Below are 23,890 nucleotides of genomic sequence, written 5' to 3'. Positions count from 1 at the left end.
GACCTACCCGTTCGAGCACCGGAACTACTGGTGGACGGACGTCACCGTCCCGGCCGGCCCCACCACGGCCCTTCCGGTACCGTTCGCGACTACCAGGCGACGGGCAGCCGGTAGACCCCCTGCACGGAGCCGCCCGGCTTGACGGCGAGCGCCTCGACCGGCTCCGTCGGCCGCAGGCCCGGTATCCGGACCGCCAGTTCGTACAGCGCGATCTCCAGCTCGGCACGTGCCAGGTTCTGCCCGATGCACTGGTGGACGCCGTAGCCGAACGCCAGGTGGCGCCGGTCGGCCCGGCGGATGTCGAGGCGGTCGGGGTCGGAGAAGACCTCCGCGGACCGGTTGGCCGCCGCGTTCGGCAGGTAGACCCCCTCGCCCTCGCGGATGACGACACCGCCGATCTCGATGTCCGCGGCCGCCACCCGCTGCAGCTCGTCCGCGACGGAGAGGAACCTGAGCAGCTCCTCGACCGCACCCGCGGCGGCGCCCTCGTCGGCCCGGAGCAGGGCCAGCTGCTCCGGGTGCACCAGCAGCGTCAGGACGCTGAGCGCGAGCATGTTCGCGGTCGTCTCGTGCCCGGCGACGAGCATGAACATCGCGATCGAGGTCAGTTCGGTCCGCCCCAGCTCACCGGTGGCGAGGCGGTCCGCGATCAGTTCGTCGAGCAGCCCCTCCCCCGGTCGCGCCTGCTTCACCGAGATCAGCTCGTCGAAGTACGCCATCAGTGCGGCGCTCGCCGCGGCCGCCTCCTCCGCCGTGCTGCTGGCCAGCACCATGCGGCGGGTCTGCTCCTCGAAGAACTCGTGGTCGGCGTACGGGACACCGAGCAGCTCGCAGATGACGGTGGACGGCACCGGCAGCGCGAACTCCTGGACGAGGTCCGCCTGCGGCCGCTCCTTCGCCAGCATGGCGTCGATCCGCTCCCCGACGATCCGCCGGATCGCCGGCCGGAGGCCGTTCACCCGCTTCACGGTGAAACTGGGGATCAGCATGCGCCGCTGCACGTCGTGCTCCGGCGGGTCCATGCCCACCAGCGCCGTGAGCTTCGCCGCCGCCATCCTCGGCACGAGCACCGGGAAGTCCGGGCGCGCCCGGTCGGAGGAGAGCCGCGGATCGATCAGCAGTCGCCGCGCCTCCTCGTACCCGGTGACCACCCAGGCCGTCCGGCCGTCGAACAGCCGGACCCGGGCCACCGGACCGGCCTCCCTCAGCCGCCCGTAGCCGGCCGGCGGGTGGTAGGGGCAGCCGCGCGTCATCGGGAAGTCCGGCAGCGTCTCCACGCCCGTCGCTGCGCCCGTCGTCTCACTGGTCATTCGATCCCCAGAACCCTCGGGTGACGGCCGGCTCTCGGCCGAAGCCCCCGGATTCTCCGCCGCCGGGGTAAGGCGGTTCTGAAGCCGGAGGCCCGACGGTCTCAGCGGGTGCGGCGCCTGGTGGGGGCCGGTGGGGTGAGGCGGACGGGCCGGTCGACCGGGGCGTTCTCGATGTCGTCGAGCTGGGCGAGGACCGTGGTGCGCAGGTCCGCGTAGTCCTCGAAGTCGTGGTCGTGGAAGAGGGTGTGGCCCGTCCACATCAGGTTGGCGCACACCCGGGCGGGGACGCGCCCGGTCTGCGCGCCCATGCCCACCAGGGCGACGGAGCGGATGCTGCCGGGGGCCTTGCGGTTCTGCTGGTGGACCGCCTGGAACGCGGCGGCGCACGCGAGGGCCACGTTGAGCGTCTCGCTGACGTTCTGCGAGGACTCCTCCATCGTGGGGGCGGAGATCAGGAACTTCGGGTGCTCCGCCCCGGACGGCACGCACACCGCGGCGCCCACCGGGAGGTGACCGGCGAAGCCGGTGCGTATCGCGCGCTGGACGCGCAGCTGGATGCCGGCGCCGAGGTGGCGCTTGACGGCGGCGTCGGTGCCGCCGTCCATCCGGCCGCGGGAGTTGGTGGGGCTGACCCAGGCGTCGACCTTCTCGTCGAGGATCGAGCCGGTGCGGATCTCGACCCCGGGCGTGTCGGCGAAGGCGGCCCGCCACGCCCGCACCACGGTCGAGTTGAGGTCGGTCAGTACCACCCTGAGCGGCGGCTGCGTGCGGTCCATGGGCGTGCTCCGATCGGGATCGCGTTCGTCATCTCGTTGGTCATCGCGTTCGTCATCGCGTTCGTCGACGGCTTCGTCGTCGCGTTCTTCCAACGGACTCGAAGCTAGCGCGCCGCACCGACAAACCCGGCCGGCGCCGTTGTCGGTGGGTCCTCGTACTGTCGGCAGCGACTTCCCGACGTCAGCACCGCGTGAGAACCCAGGAGTTGTGCCGCCATGAGCGAAGCCACCGCCCAGCCCGACCCGAACGACCCGCTCGCCCTCGCCGACCTGTTCAAGGGCGGCGGCGAGCCCTGGCTGCCGCTGCTCAAGCCGGTCATCGAGGCGCAGCCGGACGCGGCCTCCTTCATCGGCCCGAACCGCGCCCCCGAGGTCGTGCCGGTCCGCGAGCTGACCTTCCAGGCGCTCAAGCCCAACGCGCCGCACCAGTGGAAGGTGGTGGTCTTCGGCCAGAACCCGTACCCCCGGCCGGAGAGCGCCACCGGCATCGCGATGTTCGACAACACCTTCCACGACTGGAAGGACAGCCAGTTCGGCCGGGTCGTCAGCATCCGCTGCATCATCAAGGCCGCGGCGATGTGGAAGTACGGCATCCCCAAGAAGACGCCGATCGCCGACATACGCGCGCTGCTGAAGGAGCGGGACACCGTCCAGCCGCCGGAGTGGTTCCAGGCGATGCTCACCCAGGGCGTGCTGCTGCTCAACGCGGCCCTGACGGCGAGCAGCAGCGGCGGGGCGGGCCCCGACCGGCACACCGCGTTCTGGCGGCCGGTGGCGGAGCGGATCGTCGAGGAGATCCTCAGCGCGAAGCAGCAGGCCGCCGAGGAGGACCGCGCCGTCGTCTTCGCGTGGTGGGGCGCGCACGCGCGCAGCCTGAAGCGGGTCGTGCAGCGGCTGGAGAAGAAGTACCCCGGTGTCGAGGTCCGGCACATCGACCACGCCAACCCGGCCGCGCAGGGGGACATCTTCTGCGACGACGAGCACTTCGGCACGGTGAACGCCGCCCTCGCCTCGCTCGGCCTCGACGAGGTCGACTGGCTGCCGAGCAAGGGCTGGAACCAGCAGGCGGCCGAGGGCGGCCAGGCGGACGACGGCGTCGCCGAGCGCATGGGCGCGTTCATCGCGTCCACGATGGAACTGCACCAGCTGTACCTCGAACGCCTCGCGAGCGTGAAGGACGAGGGCCTCGAACTCCCGGCGATCACCGGGGTGTTCGACACGCCCCTGATGGACTTCCGGGACGCCGTCGGCCCGGTCGCCGAGCTGCTGCGCGGCCTGGGCGGGCACGTCGAGCGCTCGCACGAGTTCGGCAAGCGGCGGGCGGACGCCGACGCGGGCCGGGGGCTCTCCGCCGACGCGATCGCCGCGCTGTACCTCTACACGTGCGAGTCGGCGTTCTACCGCGAGATCAACGCCGTCCTGCGCTCCCCCGACCGTGCGAAGGTCGTGCCGTACCTCCCCTACCTGCGCCTGCTGTTCGCGGCGGTGTCCGGGCTGCCGGCGCGCACCGCGCCGCTGTGGCGCGGGGTGCCGCTGGACCTCCGCGCCCAGTACCCGCTCGGGCGGACGGTGACGTGGTGGGGCGTCTCCTCGTGCACCTCCGAGCTCGGCGTGGCCCGGTCGTTCCTCGGCAGCCGCGGGAAGCGGACGCTCTTCGAGGTGGTTCCGGCCCGGGCGGTGGGCATCCGCGACTTCTCGTCGTTCACGGGAGAGGAGGAGTTCATCCTCCTGCCGGGCACGCAGCTGAAGGTGACGGAGGTGAAGGCCGAGCGCGGCGGCCTGTGCACCGTCCGCCTGACGGAGGTGGAGGAGGAGCCGCTGGTGTCCTGAGTCGGAGCGCGAGCCAATCGCGGTCATGGGCGCGTCGCCGTGCGGCGGGGCGGTCGGCGCGGTTGTCTGTCCGGATGCGGATCATGAACCAGGGGCGACGGGCGGCCGGCCGGTGGGTGCTCCTGCTCGCCGTCGGCGGCGGGCTGGCGGCGTGCGGGCCCGCGACGGACGCCACGGACCGGGCCCCGGCGGCCGCGGACCGGCCCGCTCCCGAGGGGCTCGGCCCGGCCGCGCCGACGCGGATCCGGATCCCCCGGATCGGCGTGGACGCGCCGGTCGCGGGGGTCGGGCTCGACGGCCGGGGGCGCCTGGAGCCGCCGTCCGAGACCGACCGGAACCTGGCCGGCTGGTACCACGACGGCGTCTCCCCCGGCCAGGTCGGCACGGCCGTCGTACTCGGACACGTCGACACCCGTCAGGGCCCCGCGGTGTTCCGGCGGCTGGGCACGCTGCACCGGGGCGACCTGATCGACATCACCCGCGCGGACCGGCACACCGCCCGGTTCGCGGTCGACGCCGTCCAGGCCGACACGAAGGCCGGCTTCCCGGACGACCGCGCCTACGCCGCGGCGGCCGACGCCCAACTGCGGCTGGTCACCTGCGACGGCGACGCCACCGGCGCCCACGGCGACGTCGTCATCTACGCCCACCTGGCCGAGACGGACTGACACCGCCGGGGCGACGTCCTCACCACGGCCGCGCACGACCGGGCCGCGCACGACCGGGCGGCGCTCACCTCCGCGCGTGCCCGAGGTACGTGACCAACGGCCGGGCGCCCGCCGCGAGGACGAAGTCGACCAGCGGCGGGATCTCGTCGTCGGTGATCCGCCCGGCCCTGCGGGCACGGATCGCCCGGACGAGCGCGCGCGGGTCACGCGGCTTGAACTCCCGGACGTCCTGGTTGCGCAGGCCGTGGCGGGCCAGGGCCGCGGTCAGTTCGGCCGGGGTGCGCAGCCGGTCGGCGGCGTAGCGGCCCGGGGGCATGATGCGGGTCATCGGGAGGGCCTGGAACGCGCCGAGGTAGACCAGCCGCGCGAGCGGCGTCCGGTTCACGGTGTCGTAGACGAGGGTGCCGCCGGGGCGCAGGACACGGGCGGTGTGCCCGAGGACGCGGTCGAGGTCGGCGGTGACCTCGAAGGTGTCCGCGACGTAGACGAGGTCGAACTCCCGGTCCGAAAACGGCAGTTCCTCGGCGGTCGCGGTCTCGTCGGCGATCGCCAACCCGTCCCGCGCGTGGGCTGCCCGCGCCGCCGCGGTGGCCACCGGGGACGGGTCGACGGCGGTGACCCGGTAGCCGAGGCGGGCGAGCGCGGCGGCGGGCAGGCCGCGACCGCCGCCGACGACCAGGGCCGGACGCCCGCCGCCGTCCGGGGCGACCTCGGCGAGGTACGCCGTACGGACGGCCTGGAAGGCGAGGGCGCGGATGTGCCGGCCGTCGATGGCACCGGGGTGCGCTGAGTCGAGCTCGATGTGCGGGGTGGTGCCCATGGCGGTGCTCCCATCTGCTCGGGTCCGGGCCCGGTGCCGGACCCGGCCCCCGGATGGAGGCCTGGTCCTGGCCCGGAGCCGGGGTCCGGCCCCGGAGCCGGAGTCCTGACCCGGAGTCAATGTTGCGTTCCCTGAGGAAACCTAACAGGGCCAGGTTCCTTCAGGGAACCCGGGGACCGGTCTAGGCTGGCCGCCATGACCCGCACCTCCCTCGCCGACGTCGCCTGCTCGATCGCGCGCGCCACCGACCTGTTCGGCGACGCCTGGACGGCCCTGATCATGCGGGACGTCCTCGCGGGCATCGGCCGCTTCGACGACCTGGCGCACGACCTGGGCATCTCCCGCAAGACCCTGGCCGCCCGGCTCGCCCGGCTGGTCGACGAGGGCGTGCTCGTCCGCGAGCGCTACCAGGACCACCCGCCGCGCGAGCACTACCGCGCCACCGAGAAGGGCGCCGAGCTGCACGCCGTCCTGCTCGCCCTGATGAACTGGGGCGACCGCTGGTACGCGGGCGAGGCGGGACCGCCGGCCCGCGTCCGCCACCTGGACTGCGGCCACGCCGCCACCCCCGTCATGGCCTGCGGGAACTGCGGAGAACCGGTCACCGCCGCCAACACCACCGCGCTCCCCGGCCCCGGCGGCCGGACCGGTCCGGGCACCCGCGCCCTCGGTCCGCTGCTCGCCGCCCGCGGCCGGGACGACGCGGCTCACCCGATCGTCACCACCCGCGCCCAGGCGGGAGGCCCGGGCGGGGGCTCGTAGCCGGGGTCCTTCTCGGCCCACCTCGGGGTGCCCCGGGGGAACAGCCCGACGACCGTCCGGCACGGCGGCTTGGCCGACGGCCACGGCGTCTGGCCGTCCGTCAGCGCCACGATGACGTCGGGCCGCGTGCGCAGCGCCGCCGTGAACCCCTCCCGCATGTCCGTGCCGCCCCCGCCGATCAGCGGGATGCCCTCGGCCTTGCACAGCGGGTGCACCGTCCCCACCGCCGCGTCGCAGGAGAGCACCGTCACCAGGTCCCGCCGACCGCCGACCGCGCGGGCGATCGCCGCGACCTCCAGCAGGGCGCTGCCCAGTTCGGCGTCGCTGACCGACCCCGAGGTGTCCACCACCACCGCCACCCGGGGCGGACGGCGGCGCAGGCTCGGCAGGACGATCCCGGGCAGGCTCACCGAGCGCCGGGCCGGGCGGCCGTACGAGTAGTCCTGGCCCACACCGCCGCCCGAGGCCGCCGAGCGGACCGCCGCACCGAGCAGCTCCCGCCACGGCTGCGGCGGGTGGAACGCCTCCTTGGCCCAGCGCCGCCAGCCCTCCGGGGCGTTCCCCGGCCGGCCCGCGATGCCCTCGGCCACCCGGAAGCGCACCGCGTCCCGCTCCTGCCGGCTGAGCCCGTGGGCGCCGTCCGGGCCCAGGTCCCACGGGCGCGGCCGGCCGTCGACGCCGCTGCCGCAGTCGAGCCAGGCCAGGTGCTCGGTGAGCTGCCCGAGCCGGAACCGCCCGAGGTAGTCCTCCATCAGTTCGCCCGCCGGCAGCTCCAGGTCCGCCGGGACGACGGCTCCCTCGGGGCACACGAGGCCGTCGCCGTAGACGTCGTCGTTGATCTCGCAGTCGGCCGCGATGTTCATCCGCAGCTGCTCCGCCGAGCCGGTCAGCCCGTGCCGCTTCGCGTAGCGCGCGCTGCGCCCGTGGTGGTCGCGCAGGAGGTGCGACACCTCGTGCACCCACACCCCGGCGAGGTCCTCGACCGGTGTCCGGGCGACGAAGCCCGGGGAGACGTAGCAGCGCCAGTGGGCGTCGACGGCCATCGTGGGCACGTCCCGCGACTCCGCCACGTGCAGGGCGAACAGCGCCGTCGCCAGGTAGGGGCGGGCCCGGGCGGCCATCAGGCGGGCGGCGAAGAGCTTGTCGACGTCGAGGCCGAGGGCGGCCGCGCTCACCGTCGCCGTCACCGGCCGCCCTTGCCCGCGAGCGCCGCCACCCGGTCCGCCACCCGGCCCGCCGCCGCGTCCGCGCGCCGGGACAGCGTCACCGCCCCGGCGAGCCGGTCGATCGCGGCCGGCACGTCCCAGTCGTCGCGGCGCAGCGAGGCGAGCGTGGTGGCGGGGACGACCACGACGTCCGGGGCGCCGGTCTCCATCGCGCGGACGAGCAACGTCCAGGCCGCGTCCCAGCGTTCGCGCGTCGCCCGGTTGCGGACGGCGGCCACGACACCGTCGAGGACGGCCTGGCGCAGGTCGCCGCGCTCGGGCAGGACGGCGGCGGCCGGGTCGGCGAGGAGGTCCTCCGGGTCCGGCAGGTCCATCCGGTCGATGCTCGCGAGGAGTTCCAGCCCGGGGCCGTCCCCGACGGTGCCGCGCACGAGCAGCGACAGGACGTCCCGCGAGGAGCCGGCGGCCGTGGCGAAGGCGATCAGGCGCAGCGCCATGTCCCAGCTGCGCGGGGACGGCCAGGCGCCGCCGCGGCGGGCCTCGCTGCTCGGCAGCTGGTGGACGAGCTTGGGACGGGCGGCGAGCAGCCCGCAGACGGCGCGCCGGGCGAAGGCCACCGCCTCGGGGAGAGCGGCCCGGTCGAGGCTCGGCAGGGTGGCGCGCGGCCAGGTGCCGCCGAGGCCGCGGACGACGACCTCGTGGTCGTGGACCCACTGGAGGTGGACGAAGCGGTTGGCGAGCGGCGGGCTCAGCTCCCAGCCGTCGGCGGCCGAGGAGCGCGGGTTGGCGGCGGCCACGATCCGCACACCGGGCGGGAGTTGGAGGGCGCCGATGCGGCGCTCCAGGACCAGCCGGAGCAGCGCGGCCTGCACGGCGGGCGGCGCGGTGGACAGCTCGTCGAGGAACAGCAGCCCGCGCCCGGCCCGGACGAGGCGCACCGCCCAGTCCGGCGGGGCCAGCGGGACGCCCTGCTCGGCGGGGTCGTCGCCGACGATCGGCAGTCCGGAGAAGTCGGAGGGCTCGTGGACGCTGGCGATCACGGTGGTGAGCGGGAGGTCGAGGGAGGTGGCGAGCTGGGTGAGGGCGGCGGTCTTGCCGATGCCGGGCTCGCCCCAGAGGAGCACGGGGAGGTCGGCGGCCACGGCGAGGGTCAGGGCCTCCAGCTGGTCGTCCGGGCGGAGTTCGGTGGCGGTGTCGGCAAGGAGCGCCAACAGGTCTGCGGCGACGGTGAGTTCGGAGTTTTCGAGCAGGACGGAAAGAGCCATGGGGATCACCTTGTTGAAAGAGGGTCAGTAGCAGCGACTGTGCCGCGAGCACCAGGAGTGGAGGGGACGGGGCCTGGGCGGGCAGTGACCGCCGGTCAGGCCGGCGCGGTAGAGGCCGTACGCGATCCGGCGCTGCGCCGCGGCCTCCAGTTCGTCCCGCAGCGGTCCGTCGCGCAGCACGGCGGCCGGGCCGAGCAGTTCCTCGACGACGGCGAGGGCCCCGGCGGTGTCGCCGTGGTCCAGGAGTTCACGGACGCCGTCGAGCCCGGCCGGGCTCCTGTGGGTGAGGTCGATCGCCCGCAGGCACGGCAGGGGCGGGCCCCCGAGGCCGACGAGCAGCTCCTCGCGGCGGAGCTCCTCGGGGTCGTGGTCGAGCGCGGCCAACACCCCGTCCACCAGCCCGATCCGGTGCCGGGAGCCCCGGCAGTCGACGAACCGCGGCCCGTCGGGGGGCCGCATCCGGGCCGCCGGGACGTGACCGGCCACCAGGGCGGCGGCCACCAGCGGGTGCAACCGGTCGGGCTCGACGAGCCCGGCGCGCAGCAGTTCCACGTCCGGCGGGATCCACGTCGCCGCGTCGGGCAGCACCGGCAGCCCGTCCGTCATGCCGGGCGCCGGCGTGCCGTCGACGCCGAGGACGAGCCGGTGGCGGCCCCCGAGCCGGACGGCGACGGGGCCCGCGGGCAGCCCGTCGGCCGCCAGCAGGACGCCCGCCTCCGCCGCCCAGCGGTCGACGGCGCACGGCAGGCCCGGCGGCACGGCCGGATGCACCGGCTGCGCCGCGCCGTCGCCGCCGCGCGCGCCCAACTCGCCTGCGCGGTCGGCGTCCCAGAGGTGCCGGTGCAGGTCGAGCCGGTAGCGGCGGCTCGGCCGCGGATGCGGATGCGCGCCCGCGTCCGCGCCGTCGGACCACAGCGCGAGGCTGATCCGCTGGCCGCCGTCCGCCCACGCGGGCGGGGTGCGGACCACCAGGTGCACGGGGCTCCGCCCGTCGCGCCCGGTGCCGGCGTACCGGGCGAGCGGGACGGTCAGGCCGGCCCGCAGCAGCCCGTCCGGAGCGGTCCTGGGCAGGTGCCAGCGCAGCAGGTCGGGCGCCAACCTACGGAGGTCGGCGCGGAGTTGCTCGACGAACGCGCGGCCGTGGGCACGGGCGGCGGTCTTGAGGTCGAGGTCGACGTCGAGCCGCGCGGCGGCGCACGCCCCGGCCCAGTCGCCGGTGCGGCGGCGGGCGGTCGCGGACTCGATCATGGTGGGCGGCACGGCGAACTCGCGCACGCGCAGCCAGCGGAGGAGACGGGGATCCCGGTTCGCGGAGTGAGTGGCCATCAGCACTCACCTTGCGCGGACGGGACCTCCATCCTGAGAGAGGAGTGAGTCGTCATCGCCGGGGAGCATAGCCGCACGGCCGCTGATCCGCCAACGCCTTCCCCGGGAAAACCCGTTCACAGCTCGACGAGCACCTTGCCCCGGCTGGCCGCCCGGTCCGTGTACAGGCTCCGGTAGGCGGCCGGGATGCTGTCGAAGCCGCGGTGCACGGTCTGCTCGTAGGCGATCTCGCCCCGGCGCACCAGGCCGCCCACCTCCTCCCGCAGGCCCGCCCAGTTCTCGTCGGTGAACCACTCCGGCGCGAAGATCCCGCGGATCGTCGTCCGCGGGAACATGATCATCGGCAGCAGCCGCGGCCCGGTCCAGTCCCCGCCGACCTGGCTGGCCCACTGCCAGCACACCGCGACCCGGCTGTCGATGTTCAGCATCGTGAACACGACGTCGGTCAGCGTCCCGCCGAGGTTGTCGAAGTACCGGTCGACGCCGGCCGGCGCCGCCTTGGCCAGGTCCTCGCGCAGCCGCTCGGGGTCGTCCCCGTCGCGGTACAGCACGACCGCGTCGAAGCCGAGCCCGCTCAGCCGGGCCACCTTGGCGGGCGAGCCGGTCGTGCCCACCACCCGGGCGCCGCGCAGCCGCGCCAGCTGGCCGACCAGCGAGCCGACCGAGCCGGAGGCGCCGCCGACCACGACGGTGTCCCCGGGCCGGACGTCCAGGAACTTCGTCACCGTCGCCCACGCCGTCATGCCCGAGCCGCCCAGCACGCCGAGCACCGTCGACAGCGGCAGCGCCTCGTCGTAGTGCGCGGGGTCGAGCAGCCGGTACTCGGGGAAGACCATCGGGAACGTCCCGGTCTGCCACGGCGTCGCGGCGCCCGTCCCGATGACGTGGCTGCGCCAGCCGCCGAAGCCGTGCACCAGGTCGCCGACGGCGAACCGCGCCCGCGGCCCCGCCTCGACCACCTCCATGACGGAGTCGCCGCCCGCGTGGTCGCCGATCGGCGTGTCCAGGGTGATCCCCTGGAGGTACGGGTCCACCGAGACGTACCGGGTGCGGAACAGCATCTCGTCCGGGGCCAGCCGGACCTCGACGTCCTCGACCACCTTCTCGTACGTCCGCTCGACGTCCGGTACGCCCTCGACGTGCTCGCGGACGATCCACTTCTCGATCCGAACCACAGGTGTGCTCCTCAGAACTCAGAACCGACCGAAGAACTCAGAACCGACCGACACGGTCGACGAGATGGGTGGGCGGCGGGGCGATGTCGTCCACCGAAGCGGTGAACGGGCGGCCCTCGTCGTGGCAGATGAACTGCATGACGTGCCGGCCGGAGGCGGCGGCCCGGATCAGCCCGCCGGTGGTGGCCCACACCCCGGAGAGGTAGAAGTCGCGCAGGCCGGGCAGCACCGGGCCGTTGCGCTTGATCTCCTCCTCCATGGTCTCGCCGCTCTCCACGAAGGGCTGCCAGCCGAGCACCGAGCCGTCGTAGTTGCCGGTGTAGCGCAGCTGGGTCAGCGGGGTCGACACGTCCTTGACGGTGATCGCGGACCGGATGCCGGGGTGGTGGCGTTCGAGCAGCTCGATGACGGCGTCGCGCACCCGCCGCTTCTCCCGCTGGTACTCCCGGCCGCGCCCGACCGGCAGGGTGTGCAGCTCCTCGCCGCGGCGGATCCGGGCGGCCTGCTCGGGGCCGGTGCTCAGCGCCCGCCAGGGGGCGATGTCGCTGAAGTAGCTCGCGAACACGACGCCGGTGCCGGCCGGGGAGAGCTCCGGGTAGTGGCGGCTGCGGAACTGGATGTTGATGCTCGGGTGCCGGATCCCGGTGAGCCGCCCGGCGAGGTCCTCGTCGAGCAGGTACGTCGTGCACGGGTCGCCGACCGGGAACGGCTCGCGCAGGCCGAGGAAGACGGCGACGTAGCCGGGGAAGACCTGGTCCCGCTGGTCGATGCACTCGGTGTACAGGCGGCGGTACGTGTCGTTCAGGTAGCGGCCCTTGAGCAGGTCCATCACCGTCGCCCGGCCGTCGCAGGCCGACACCACGACGTCCGCCGGGATCTCGGTGCCGTCGCTCAGCCGCACCCCCACCGCGCGGTCGTCCTCGACGAGGATCTCCACCACCTTGGTGTTGCACAGCAGTTCGCCGCCGAGCCGCCGGTAACGGTCCTCGATCGAGCGCGCCAGCCCGAGCGAACCTCCCTCCGGCACCCCGGCCGACAGGCCCTCGTGGGCGGCCAGCTGGAAGTAGAACGGCAGCACCGGGAAGTTGGGGTGCTTCTCGTAGAGGATGAAGTTGAACGCCTCGCGCAGCAAGGGGTCCTGGAAGCGCTGAGAGTAGTCCGTCATGAGGACGCCGAGCGAGCGGCGGATGAGGTTGAAGTACGGGACGAACGACGCCAGCATCCGGTACCGCGCCCAGCGGCTCATCAGCCCGACCGGGCTGAGGAACGGGTAGAGCGTGAGGCAGCGGCGGAACCGGCGCAGGTCCCCGCAGAACTGCCTGATCGGGCGGGCGTCGGCCGGCGAGAGGCCGAGCAGGTGCGCCTCCAGCCGGTCCGGGTCGGAGTAGAAGTAGACCGCCCGGCCGTCCCGCCCGCGCACGACGTTGAAGGCGTCGAAGTTGCGCATCCGCTTGCCCTGGAGGGCGCCCAGCTCCAGCCAGATCTGGTGCATCTCGTTGCCCGGACCGCTGCCGAGCAGCCAGCTGATGGTGGGGTCGAACGTGAAGTCGCCGCGCTCCCAGCCGGTGCAGCAGCCGCCGGGGATCTCGTGCATCTCCAGCACCTTGGTGCGGTAGCCGTTCATCTGGCCGTAGCAACCGGTCGACAGGCCGCTGAGGCCGCCTCCGACGATCACCATGTCCGGCCTGGTCGTCGAACTCATTCCGCCGCTCCCACGGTCGTCTCCACGGCCCCGAGGTCTGCCCGGCCGAGCCGCGGCACCCGGCCCCACTTGCCGGGGTGCCAGGGCTCCTGGTCGTCGCTGGGCCAGGCCCGGAACTCCAGGCCGAGTTCCCGGCAGAGGTACTGGACGGCGAACCGCCCGCTGGTGGCCGCCCGGATCAGGCCGCCCATGCCGACCCACTGGCCCGCCATCGAGAAGCCGCTCAGCCCCGGCAGCCGCATGCGGTCCTTGTTGACCAGCCGGTTGGCGGCGTCCTCGGCGTCGGAGAACGCCTGCCAGGCGAGGATGCTGCCGTAGGTGTTGCCGGTGAACCGCTCGGTCGTGACGGGCGAGGCCACGGTGAGCAGCTCGATCCGGCCCGCCAGCCCCGGGTGCGTCCGCTCCAGGAACTCCCGGACGAAGTCGGCGACTTCCTGCTTCCTCGCGCGGTACGCCCGGCGGTCGGCCGCGCGGAGCGCCTTCCACGAGGCGTGGTCGCTGAAGTACATGCAGTGCAGGATCGACTTGCCCGGCGGCGCGAACCCGTCGCCGTAGCGCGAACGCAGCTGCACCACGAGGCTGTCCTGGAGCGCGCCGGGCAGCCGGGCGCCCTCCTCGGGGGTGAGCAGGTACGTCGTGCTGTGCGCCCCGCCGGGCGGCAGCGGGCCGTCGACGCCGACGAAGACCGAGACGGCGGCCGGGTACAAGTTGCCCGGGCTGTCGAGGAGTTCGTGGTAGAGCCGGTCCGCCGTCGGGCTCGTCCAGCGGCCCTCCAGCAGGCGGTCGACGGTGGTCGGGCCGTCGCACGCGGACACCACGTGGTCGGCGTAGTGCGTGCTGCCGTCCCGCAGCCGCACCCCGACCGCCCGGCCGTCCTCGACCAGGATCCGCTCGACCCGGCGGCGGTAGCCGACCACCCCGCCGAGCGAGGTGTAGCGCTCCTCCACCGAGCGGGCCAGCCCGAGCGAACCGCCCTGCGGGAAACCGGCGTTGCCGTTGTGCGCGGCGGCCAGCGTGTACAGGTACGGCAGCAGCGGGAAGCCGGCCGGCTCCTGGAGGAACATGTTGGGCAGGGCCCGCCGGAGCAGCGGGTCCTGGAAGCGGTCGGCGAAGCCCCGCATCGGGGTGGTCGCGGTGCGCCAGAACAGCCGGAACGCGGGCAGGACGGCGCGCGCGGTGCGCAGGCGCTGGGCCGCCGTCCGCAGTGGCGGGGGCGTGACCTCCCAGGGCAGGTCGAGCGCGGCGAAGCGGCGGAAGTCCTTGCAGAAGGAGCGGATCAGCGGCGCGTCGGCCGGGGAGGTCTCCAGCAGGTGCCGTTCGAGCCGGTCGGGGTCGTTGTAGAAGGTGACGGCCCGGCCGTGCTCGTCGACGACGCGGTTGAAGACGTCGAACTCGGTCACCGACTTGCCGTCCAGCGCGCCGAGTTCGCGCCACACCTGGTGGCCGCCGGCGCCCGGTGCGGTGCCGATCAGCCAGTCGATGCAGTAGTCGAAGAGGTAGCCGTCGCGGGACCACGCGGTGCAGCAGCCGCCGGGCAGCACGTGCTTCTCGAAGATGCGCGTCTCCATGCCGCTCATCTGCGCGTAGCAGCCGGTGGCGAGGCCCGCGATGCCCGCGCCGATGACGATCACCCGGGGCGGGCCGCCGGGAGGGCGCTCCCGGGCGGTCCAGTCCGGGCCGCGGTCAGGCGTGGCCATCGGCGCCGCCTCCGGCCAGGATCGTGCCCGCCAACTCGGCGTTCCGGGCCGCGAATTCGCCGTCCATCATCTCGGCGTGGGTGCCGTGCCCGCCGAGCACCGCGGTGCCGGCGGTGGAGGCGCCCTGCCAGGACCCGCCCGAGCCGCCCGTGTGGAGGACCACCTGCTCGCGGTCGCAGACCACGGTGAGCGGAGCGGCGACGGTGCCGGTGTTGGGTGTTCGGCTGCAGAACTCCAGGTAGTCCCGGGCCTGTTCGAGGGTCTCCTGGGCGACGATCGTCGACCCGGTGTGCCGATGCAGGTGCTCGCGGAGCTCCCGCTCGAACGCGGCGAGGTGCTCCTCGCCGAGCGCGTAGGCCTCCGTGATCCGGTAGGAGTCCAGGACGACGACGGCGCTCACCGCGCGGCCGCGCCGCTCCAGCTCCTTGGCCACCTCGAAGGCGAGGTTGCCGCCGAGCGAGTAGCCGAGCAGGGCGTACGGGCCGTCCTCGTGCAGCGCCTCGACGAGGTCCGCGTACCGGGCCGCCTTGTCGTCCCCGGAGAGGTAGTTGAAGGCGGCGATCCGGTGGCCGGGCAGGTGCGCGGCGAGCTGGCGGTAGACCAGGCCGTGCCCGCCGGCGGGCGGGAAGCAGAACACCGTCCGCTCGGGCGGCGCGTCCCGGTTGAACCACAGGTGGGGCTCGCCGCCCGCCGCCTCGCCGGTGATGATCTGCTCGACGGCGCGCGCCATGCCGTGCAGGGTGGTGACCGCGAAGAGCCGGCCGACCGGGACGGCGATGTTGAACTCGGTCCGCAGGTGGTGGATGAGCTCGATCAACCGGATGGAGCTGCCGCCGAGTTCGAAGAAGTCGTCCTGCAGGCCGACCCCGTCCACCCCGAGCAGCGCCTCCCAGTGGGCGGCCATCCGGGTCTCGTAGAGCGTGACCGGGGGCTCGTGCCGGTCGCCGCCGGCCTCGACGCGCGGTTCCGGCAGCGCGGCGAGGTCGACCTTGCCGCTCGACGTCAGTGGCAGGGCGGGCAGTTCGGTGAACCAGGACGGGATCATGAAGGTGGGCAGCCGCTCGGACAGGTGGCGCCGCAGCTCGCCGCGGTCCAGTACGGAACCCTCCGCCGGGACGCAGTACGCGCACAGGACGGCCTCGCCTGCCACGTCCTGACGGATCGTCACGCACACCTGCGCCAGTTCCGGCCGGTCGGCCAACTGGGCCTCGACCTCGCCGAGTTCGATCCGGTGGCCGCGCACCTTCACCTGATTGTCGATCCGGCCGAGCAGGTGCGCGGTGCCCCCGGCGTCCCAGTGGCCGAGGTCGCCGGTGCGGTAGAGCCGGACCGGGCCGTCCAGGTCGAGGGTGGTGAAGCGCTCGGCGGTCTGCCCGGGGTCGTTCGGGTACCCGTCGGCCACGCCCGCGCCGCCGATCCACAGTTCGCCGGGGACGCCTGGCGGCACCGGCTCGCCGTGGCGGTCGAGGATGTAGAGCGCGCTGTTGGGGAACGGCCGCCCGATGGGCACCATCCGGCCCGGCTCCAGGGCGTCCACCGGCCCCTCGAAGTAGGTGCTGTCCACGCTGGCCTCGGTCAGGCCGTAGGAGTTGACCACCCGGGTCCGCGGGCCGCACAGGGCGCTCAGCCGGGCGTGCTCGCCGGTCTTCCAGAGGTCGGAGCCGACGACCAGCAGCCGCAGGAAGTCCAGCCGCAGGCCCTCGCGTTCGCAGTGGGCGAGCAGGGCGCGGGCCACCGCCGGGACGAACTCACCGCCGTCGACGGCCTCTTCGCGCATCGTCCGGTACAGCCGGGCGGGGTCGAAGAGCAGCTCGCGGTCGACCAGGACGAGCGTGCCGCCCGAGCCGAGCGCCCGGGCGAGGTCGCCGGTGAAGACGTCGAAGGAGACGCCGGCCATCTGCAGGTGCACCCGGACGTCGGTGTCCAGCCGGTACTCGGCCCGCCAGCCCGCGGCGACCGCGGCGAGGCTGCGGTGGGCCACCCGGACGGCCTTCGGGCGGCCGGTCGAGCCGGAGGTGTGGATCACGTACGCGGGCCGGTCCGGGTCGGTGCCGGGCAGCGGGGCGTCCTCGGCCGCCGGCACCGCCAGGTCCTCCAGGGTCACCAGCGGGACGGGCAGCCCCGCCGGGGCCGGGAGCTCCTGGTCGACGACGACGAGGACGGCGCCCGCGTCGGCGACCTGGTAGGCGAGGCGGTCGGCCGGGTGCCCGGGGTCGAGCGGCAGGTAGGCCGCGCCCGCCCGCCAGACCGCGAGCAGCGTGCCGATCAGCTCGGGCGACTTGGCCAGGCAGACCGCCACCACCGAGCCCTCCCGCACGCCGAGTTCGCGCAGCCGCAGGGCGGCCCGCTGGGAGCGGTGGTCGAGCTCCGCGTAGGTGAGCCGCCGCGCCTCGCCGGGCCCCGTGCGGCCGGGCGCCACCACGGCGACGGCCTCGGGGTGTTCTGCGGCGGCCTTGGCGAACAGGTCGGGCAGCGGCACGTCGTGGTCCAGGACGCGTCCGGCGCCGCTGAACTCGGTGAGCACGAGCCTCCGTTCGTCCGCGCCGAGCATCGGCAGCCGGTCGGTGGGCCGCTCGGCGGCGGCGCGCGTCATGGCGTCCACGAGGTTGCGGTAGTGCCCGGCCATCCGCTCGACGGTCGGGGCGTCGAAGAGGTCGGAGTTGTACTTGAACACGCAGTGGAAGCAGCCGTCCGCCGCCTCCTCGTAGGCGGAGAGCGTCAGGTCGAACTGTCCCTCCTCCTCGGGCAGTTCGATGTAGTCGAGGCGGTAGCCGTCGCGCTCGACGGCGACCTTGTGGGTGAGCAGGATGAACATCGCCTGGAACACCGCCGAGCGGCTGGGGTCGTGCTGGAGCCCCAACTGCTCGACCAGCAGCACGAACGGGTACTCCTGGTTGTCCAGCCCGCCGAGCACCGTCGCCCGGACCCGCCCCAGCAGCTCGGCGACCGTCGGCTCCCCGGCCAGGCTCACGTGCAGCGGCAGCGGGTTGACGAAGTACCCGTAGACGGAGGCGAATTCCTCTTGCGTGCGCCCGGTCACCGGGCTGCCGACGATGATGTCCTCCTGCCCGGACCAGCGGTTCAGCAGCAGGTAGTAGGCGCTCAGCAGGACCATGAACGGCGTGGCGTTGTGCGCGCGGGCCAGCTCGTGCACACGCGCACTGAGCTCGGCGTCCAGCTGGAAGAAGACCGACGCGCCGTTGTGCGTCTGCACGGCCGGCCGGGGCCGGTCGGTGGGCAGGCTGAGGATCGGCACCTCGGCGGGCAGGTGGCCGCGCCAGTAGTCGAGCATCCGGCGGGCCTCGGGACCGGCCAGGAAGCGGTTCTGGTGGTTGAGGAAGTCGAGGTAGCGGGCGGGCACCGGCGGCAGCTCGGGCGTGCGGCCCGCCGTCAGCGCCTCGTAGACCTCGAACAGCTCCTCGATGAAGGTGAACGTCGAGATCGCGTCCGACACGATGTGGTGGACGGCCTTCATCAGCACCCAGTGCTCCGGCCCGCGCCGGAACATCCGCAGCCGCACCAGCGGGTCGCGCTCCAGGTCGTACGGCTTGCGGTACTCCGCGACGATCAGGTCCCGGACCTCCGCCCAGGGCCGGCCCTCGACGTCGACCAGCGCCGTGTCGACGACGGCCTCGTCCCGGATCCGCTGCACCGGGCGGCCCTCCTCCGCGGTGAAGGCGGCGCGCAGCGCGGGGTGGCGGGCGACGACGGCGCGGAAGGCCTCGGCGAACAGGCCGGGGTCGATCGCGGTGCGGACCTCGACGGCGCCGCCGATGTTGTAGGCGAAGCCGTCGGGGTGGAGCTGCTTGAGGAACCAGAGCGCCTTCTGGTTGTGGGTGAGCGGGTAGCACCGCTCGTCGGTGTGCAGGTCGACGGCCGGGCGCGCGGCCGTGCCGTCGTCGGCGGCCAGGGCGGCGAGGCCGTCGTGCAGGAGGTCCAGCAGTTCGCCGGCCGGGCCGTTGCTCAGCAGGGCCACCACCGGCAGCGCGACGCCGAGTTCGCCGAGGACGCGGGCGCGCAGCTCCATGGCGAGCAGCGAGTCCAGGCCGTGCGCGCCGAGCCGGGTGTCCTCGTCGATCCGCTCGGCGCCGATCCGCAGCACCGCGGCGACGGCGGCGGCGAAGCGCTCGGCGACCAAGGCACGGCGGCCCGCCGGGTCGGCGGCGCGGAAGGCGGCCAGGAGGCCGCCGGTCTCGGCCTGGGCGGGTTCGGCGGCGTCGGCCGCCAGGTCGGCGACGAGCGGCGGCGGCGCGGGGTACCAGGCGAGGAAGACCGGCCAGTCGACGACGGTCGCGACGAGCAGCTGGGCCCGGTCCTGCCCGATCACCCGTTCCAGGACGGCGGTGCCGGCCTCGGGCGGGAGCGAGCTCATGCCGCGGGCGTCCCGGTAGTGGGCGACGAGGCCGAGCTCCTCGATCATGCCGGTGGCCCACGGGCCCCAGTCGAGGCTGATCGCGGGCAGGCCGTCGGCGCGGCGGTGGTGGGCGAGCGCGTCGAGGAAGGCGTTGCCCGCCGCGTAGTTGGTCTGTCCGGCGGTGGTGAGCAGGGAGGCGACGGAGGCGAACAGCACGAAGTGGTCGAGCGGTTCGTCGCGGAGCAGCCGGTGCAGGAGGTGGCCGCCGGCCACCTTGGGCAGGTAGCCGGCGTCGAAGGCCGCGCGGTCCATCTGCGGGAGCAGGGTGTCGCGGACCTGTCCGGCGAGGTGGAACGCGCCCCGGACCGGCGGGAGTTGGCGGTCCCGGTAGTCGGCGAGCCAGGCGCCGAGGGCGGTCTCGTCGGTGACGTCCACGGGCGCCACGAGGGCCTCGGTGCCGAGTGCCTCCAGCTCGCGCAGGAAGGCGATGCGGGCACCGGCCGGGCTGTCGGGGTCGGTGTGGCGCCACTGGTCGCGCTCGGGCAGGGCGGTGCGGCCGAGCAGGATCAGCCGCCGGGCGCCGCGCCGCACGAGGGTGCGGCACAGCAGCCGGCCGAGGGCGCCGAACGCCCCCGTGACGAGGTAGCTGCCGTCGGGCCGCAGGCTCAGCGGCAGCGGCTTGGTGAGCCCCTCGGCGGGGCGCAGCCGGCTGGTGAGGCGGCGGCCGCCGCGCAGGGCGATCTCCTGCTCGCCGTGCGCGGCCGACGCGGTCAGTTCGCGCAGCAGCGCGTCGACCTCGTCGAGCAGGTCCGTGGGGGCGTCGAGGCCGATCGGCCTTCCGTGCCCGGTGGCGCCGTCCAGGTCGATCAACGTGCCGCGCTGGGCGACGAGTTCCTGTTGCCACAGCACCCGGCCGAGGCCCCAGGCGGGGGCGCCGAGCGGTTCGACGCGGTCGTCGGGGCCGGTGGCCTGGGTGCCGCGGGTGACGATGTGCAGCCGTCCGTCCGGTCGCGCGGCGGGCAGGGCCTGGGCGAGGGCGACGAGCGAGTAGGCGCCGAGGCCGGCGAGGCGGTCGAGGTCGGTGTGGAGGGAGTCGTCCAGGCGGGGCTGGTCGAGGTTCCAGAGGTGGGCGACGGTGCGGAACGCGGGGTCGAGGTCGGCGAGGAGGCGGGTGAAGTCCTCGGCCGCCTCGGGGCGGACGGTGGAGCCGTCGGGGGTGTGCCGGTAGCCGTCGCCGGGCCGCACGAGGTGGCAGCGGATGCCGCGCTCCCCCGCCCGGGCGGCCAGGCGTTCGGCGAGGCCGCCCGCGTCGGCGAGCAGGACGAGGCCTCCGGCGTCGGTCTCCTCGGGCTCCCCGGCCTCCTCGGGCCCCTGCGCCTCCTCGGACTCCTGTGCCTCCACCCAGGCGAGTTCGGTGAGCCAGCCGTCGATGGTGGCGAGGCCCACGGAGGAGGCGGCGCGGGCGACGTCGGCGACGCGGAAGCCGGTGATCCGGCCGAGCGGGGCGCCGTCCTCGGCGTACACGGCGAGGTCGCCGAGGAGCTCGTCCCCGGTGTCGCGGGTGACGGTCGCGTGGGCCCAGACCGGCTGGTCGCCGACCGGGCCGAGGCGCACCTCGCCGATCGACACCGGCAGCCGTACGCCGTCGCCGTCGCCCTGGAGCACCTGGGCGGCGAGGAGCGTCTGGAAGCACGCGTCGAGCAGCACCGGGTGCACGTGGTGGCCGGCGGCGTCCTCGACCGTGGGGCTGATCCGGGCGAGCGCCTCGCCGGGTGCCGTCCACACCTCGTCGACGGCCTGGAAGGCGGGGCCGTAGTGGTAGCCCCGGGCGGCCAGCGCGCGGTAGCAGTCGGCCTTCCCGTGACGGGTGCCGCGCGCGCGGACAGCGTCGGCGTCGAGCGCGGGCCCGTGGGCGCGGCGCTGGCCGGTGCGGATCCGGCCGCTCGCGTGCACCACCGGGTCGGCGCCGGCGGGCAGCGACGCGACGCCGAACCGGCCGTCGTCCGGGAGGAAGGAGAACTGCGCCCTGGTGGGCTCCGCGTCGGAGAGCACCAGCGCCCGGGCGAGGTCGACGTCGGCGAGCACCGCGTCCGTCCCGCCGGTCAGCGTCCGGACGGCCTGGGCGGCCATCTCCAGGTAGCCCGCGGCCGGGAACACCGCGCTGCCCTCGATGCGGTGGTCGGACAGGTACGGCAGCTTCTCGACGTCGAGCGCGTTCTCCCAGGTGGGCTGCGCGGCGGCGGTCCGGCGGCCGAGCAGCGGGTGGTCCGACTCGCCGCGGCGGACCTGCTCGACCGGCTTCGGCTCGGCCCAGTACCGGTCGCGCCGCCACGGGTAGCAGGGCAGCGGCACCGGGCGGCCGGCCGGGTGGAGGGCCGGCCAGGACGGCTCCACCCCGAGGGTGTGCAGCTCGGCGAGGGTGCGGGCGACGCGCTCGGGCTCGTCCTCGCGGCGGCGGACGGAGGGCAGCGCGCGGACGTCCGGGTCGCGGTCCGCCAGGCACTCGCGGATCGCGTGGCCGAGCACCGGGTGCGGGCCGACCTCCAGGTACAGCCCGTACCCGTCCTCGGCCATCAGCTCGACGGCGGCCTTGAAGCGCACCGGGTGGCGGACGTTGCGCCACCAGTACGCGGCGTCGAGCTCGGGCCCGAGGGCGCGGCCCTCGTCGGCGGTCAGGTAGAGCGGGACCTGCGCCGCGCGCGGCTTGATGCCCGCGAGCGCCGTCAGCAGCTCCTCGCGGATCGGGTCCATCCGCACGCTGTGGTAGGGGACTTCGACGTCCAGGAACTTCGCGAACACCCGCTCCTGCCGCAGTTCCTCGGCGAGGGCGCCGAGCGCGTCGGCGTCGCCCGCGAGGGTGACCGCGCTCGGCCCGTTCACGGCCGCCAGCGACACCCGCTCGCGGTGCGGGCGGATCCGGCGCTCCGCGTCGGCCTCCGGCAGGCCGACGGCGAGCATCGTGCCCGTCCCGGCGAGGCGATGCTGGAGGCGGCTGCGGTGCAGCACCACCGTGACGGCGTCGGCCAGGTCGTACACCCCGGCCTCGTGGAACGCGGCGACCTCGCCGGTGCTGTGCCCGACGACCGCGTCCGGCCGCAGGCCGCGGCTCCGCCACAGCGCCGAAAGACCGACCTGGAGAGCGAAGTTGGCGGTCTGCGCGAGCCAGGTCTCGGCCATCCGCGACTCGTCCTCGCCGCGGGCGAGTTCGTCGAGCAGCGACCACCCGGCCTGCGCGCGGATCTCCCGGTCGCAGGCGTCGACGGCCTCGCGGTAGACCGGCTCGCTCGCGTACAGCCCGCGACCCATCGCCCACCACTGCGGCCCCATGCCGGTGAACACCCAGGCCAACCGGCGCTGTCGGCGCTCGCGGGCCCGCCCCTGGACCACCCGGGGGTGCGGTTCGCCGCGCTCGTACGCGGCCAGCGCCTCGTCCAGGGACTCCCGGGAGGCGTACGCGACGGCGAGGCGCTCGGGCAGGTGCTCGCGCCGGTGCGCGAGGGTGTGCGCGAGGTCCACGAGGTCCGTGCCGTCGGCGAGTTCGCGGCGGATGCCGGCGGCCAGCTCGGGCAGTGCGGCCGCGTCGCGGGCGCTCAGCGGTAGCACCGTGCACGCCGGCGCGGGCAGTGCCGCGGGATCCGGGGCGACGGGCTCGCGCGGCGGCGGCTCCTCCAGCAGGACGTGCGCGTTGGTGCCGCCGAAGCCGAAGGAGTTGACCCCCGCCCGCGCCGGCCCCTCGTGCTCGGGCCAGTCGACGGCGGTGCGCGGGATCTCGAACGGCAGCGCGTCGAGGTCGATGTCGGGGTTCGGCCGCTCCAGGTTGATGTGCGGCGGGATCCGCCGGTGCTCGAGCGCCAGCGCCGTCTTGATCAGCCCGGCCACTCCGGCGGCGGACTCGGCGTGCCCGATGTTGGTCTTGACCGAGCCGACGTAGCAGCGTTCCCCCGGCCGCCGCCCGACCGCGAGCACCCGGCCGAGCGCATTGGCCTCGATCGGGTCGCCGACCGGGGTCGAGGTGCCGTGCGCCTCGACGTACTGCAGGCCGCCGGGCCGCACCCCGGCCTCGGCGCACACCCGCTCGATCAGCGTGACCTGGGCGTCCGCCCGCGGCACGGTGATGCCGTTGGTGCGGCCGTCCTGGTTGACGCCGCTGCCGATGATCACCGCGTGCACCGGGTCGCCGTCGCGCAGCGCGTCCGACAGCCGGCGGAGCACCACCACGCCGACGCCCTCGGCCCGCACGTACCCGTCGGCGGCGGCGTCGAAGGCCCGCGAGCGGCCGTCCGCCGAGAGGAACCCGCCCTTCGTCTCGCCGATCGTGTACTGCGGCGCCATGTGCAGCAACGTGCCGCCGGCCAGGGCGAGTTCGGTCTCGCCGCGGAGCAGGCTCTGGCAGGCCAGGTGCACCGCGACCAGCGAGGAGCTGCACGCGGTGTCGATCGAGACGCTCGGGCCGCGGAAGTCGAAGCAGTGCGAGATCCGGTTCGACACCATCGTCATCATGGTGCCGGTGGCGGTGTGCGCGGCGAGCGTCTCGAAGCCGAGGTCGGCGAACTGGAGGATCTTGTAGTCCAGGGTGAACGCGCCGACGTACACCCCGACGTCCCGGCCCGCGAGCTCCGACGGCCGCTGCCCGCCGTCCTCCAGCGCCTCCCAGGTGACCTCCAGCAGCTTGCGCTGCTGCGGGTCCATGTAGGCGGCCTCGCGCGGGCTGATGCCGAAGAACTCCGGGTCGAAGGTGTCGAAGCCGTCGATGTACCCGCCCCGGCCGCCGATCAGCCGCCCCGGTTTGGCCCGGTCCCGGCTGCCCAGCGACGCGACGTCGTAGCGGTCGGCCGGCGTCGGGACGAGACAGTCCCGGCCCGCCAGCAGGTTGCGCCAGTACGACCGGTGGTCGTTGGCGTGGCCGGGCAGGCGGCAGCCGATCCCGGTGATCGCGATCCGTTCGCTGGGCACGTCGAGGGGCGAGGAGGTCATGGTCCAATCCGGGGGTTCGGTTCGCGTTCACGAAATTCCCTGGACGGAGAAACTCGTTTCGACTG

At 74.5% G+C, this 23,890-nt stretch carries 13 protein-coding genes; 3 read left to right on the top strand and 10 right to left on the bottom strand.

The genetic code is table 11. The annotated features are described in order from the left end of the window. Positions 1-89: 89 nt before the first annotated feature. Positions 90-1,310, bottom strand: coding sequence for a cytochrome P450 (locus ACFVU9_RS25575; protein ID WP_380436448.1), 1,221 nt, complete (start codon positions 1,308-1,310; stop codon positions 90-92). A gap of 101 nt (positions 1,311-1,411) precedes the next feature. Continuing rightward, a complete protein-coding gene (locus ACFVU9_RS25570) occupies positions 1,412-2,086 on the bottom strand; it encodes a macro domain-containing protein (RefSeq protein WP_380506609.1) in 675 nt (224 codons plus the stop codon). A 216-nt stretch (positions 2,087-2,302) separates the two neighbouring features. Here ACFVU9_RS25570 and ACFVU9_RS25565 point away from each other — a divergent pair, with 216 nt between their 5' ends. Together ACFVU9_RS25565 and ACFVU9_RS25560 are read left to right on the top strand one after the other, a co-directional pair. Continuing rightward, on the top strand, positions 2,303-3,916 hold the full coding sequence (locus tag ACFVU9_RS25565; protein WP_387597116.1) for an ADP-ribosyltransferase domain-containing protein: 1,614 nt from the start codon (positions 2,303-2,305) through the stop codon (positions 3,914-3,916). 83 nt (positions 3,917-3,999) lie between these two features. Next, on the top strand, positions 4,000-4,584 hold the full coding sequence (locus tag ACFVU9_RS25560) for a class F sortase (RefSeq protein ID WP_387597113.1): 585 nt from the start codon (positions 4,000-4,002) through the stop codon (positions 4,582-4,584). Positions 4,585-4,648: 64 nt separating this feature from the next. Here the strand turns inward: ACFVU9_RS25560 and ACFVU9_RS25555 are convergent, their stop codons facing one another. Continuing rightward, entirely contained in the window at positions 4,649-5,404 is a 756-nt protein-coding gene (locus tag ACFVU9_RS25555) for a methyltransferase domain-containing protein (protein ID WP_387597111.1), read from the bottom strand. A gap of 195 nt (positions 5,405-5,599) precedes the next feature. Here ACFVU9_RS25555 and ACFVU9_RS25550 point away from each other — a divergent pair, with 195 nt between their 5' ends. After that, on the top strand, positions 5,600-6,166 hold the full coding sequence (locus tag ACFVU9_RS25550) for a winged helix-turn-helix transcriptional regulator (RefSeq protein ID WP_387597108.1): 567 nt from the start codon (positions 5,600-5,602) through the stop codon (positions 6,164-6,166). Here ACFVU9_RS25550 and ACFVU9_RS25545 read toward each other — a convergent pair. The 7 genes from ACFVU9_RS25545 to ACFVU9_RS25515 all read right to left on the bottom strand — a co-directional run bounded on the left by ACFVU9_RS25545 (position 6,112) and on the right by ACFVU9_RS25515 (position 23,825). Beyond that, on the bottom strand, positions 6,112-7,353 hold the full coding sequence (locus tag ACFVU9_RS25545; protein WP_387597106.1) for a VWA-like domain-containing protein: 1,242 nt from the start codon (positions 7,351-7,353) through the stop codon (positions 6,112-6,114). The two genes, ACFVU9_RS25550 and ACFVU9_RS25545, sit on opposite strands and share 55 nt — an antisense overlap. Then, positions 7,350-8,597, bottom strand: coding sequence for an AAA family ATPase (locus ACFVU9_RS25540; RefSeq protein WP_387597103.1), 1,248 nt, complete (start codon positions 8,595-8,597; stop codon positions 7,350-7,352). The genes ACFVU9_RS25545 and ACFVU9_RS25540 overlap by 4 nt, the downstream gene beginning before the upstream one ends. Positions 8,598-8,621: 24 nt before the next feature. Further along, complete coding sequence (locus ACFVU9_RS25535) at positions 8,622-9,923, bottom strand: hypothetical protein (protein WP_387597100.1); 1,302 nt, start codon at positions 9,921-9,923, stop codon at positions 8,622-8,624. 116 nt (positions 9,924-10,039) lie between these two features. Beyond that, the gene (locus ACFVU9_RS25530; protein ID WP_380436430.1) at positions 10,040-11,098 is read right to left on the bottom strand and encodes an MDR family NADP-dependent oxidoreductase; all 1,059 of its coding nucleotides are present in this window, start codon (positions 11,096-11,098) and stop codon (positions 10,040-10,042) included. Positions 11,099-11,135: 37 nt separating this feature from the next. Next, entirely contained in the window at positions 11,136-12,776 is a 1,641-nt protein-coding gene (locus tag ACFVU9_RS25525; RefSeq protein WP_380436460.1) for a phytoene desaturase family protein, read from the bottom strand. A gap of 20 nt (positions 12,777-12,796) precedes the next feature. Then, positions 12,797-14,497 (bottom strand): phytoene desaturase family protein, encoded by a 1,701-nt coding sequence (locus tag ACFVU9_RS25520; protein WP_387597097.1) that lies wholly within the window; start codon positions 14,495-14,497, stop codon positions 12,797-12,799. Continuing rightward, positions 14,484-23,825 (bottom strand): amino acid adenylation domain-containing protein, encoded by a 9,342-nt coding sequence (locus tag ACFVU9_RS25515; RefSeq protein ID WP_387597094.1) that lies wholly within the window; start codon positions 23,823-23,825, stop codon positions 14,484-14,486. The genes ACFVU9_RS25520 and ACFVU9_RS25515 overlap by 14 nt, the downstream gene beginning before the upstream one ends. Positions 23,826-23,890 lie beyond the last annotated feature (65 nt).

Source organism: Kitasatospora sp. NPDC057936, assembly GCF_042887525.1.
GTDB lineage: Bacteria > Actinomycetota > Actinomycetes > Streptomycetales > Streptomycetaceae > Kitasatospora.
This window is presented reverse-complemented; position numbering and strand designations above follow the sequence as displayed.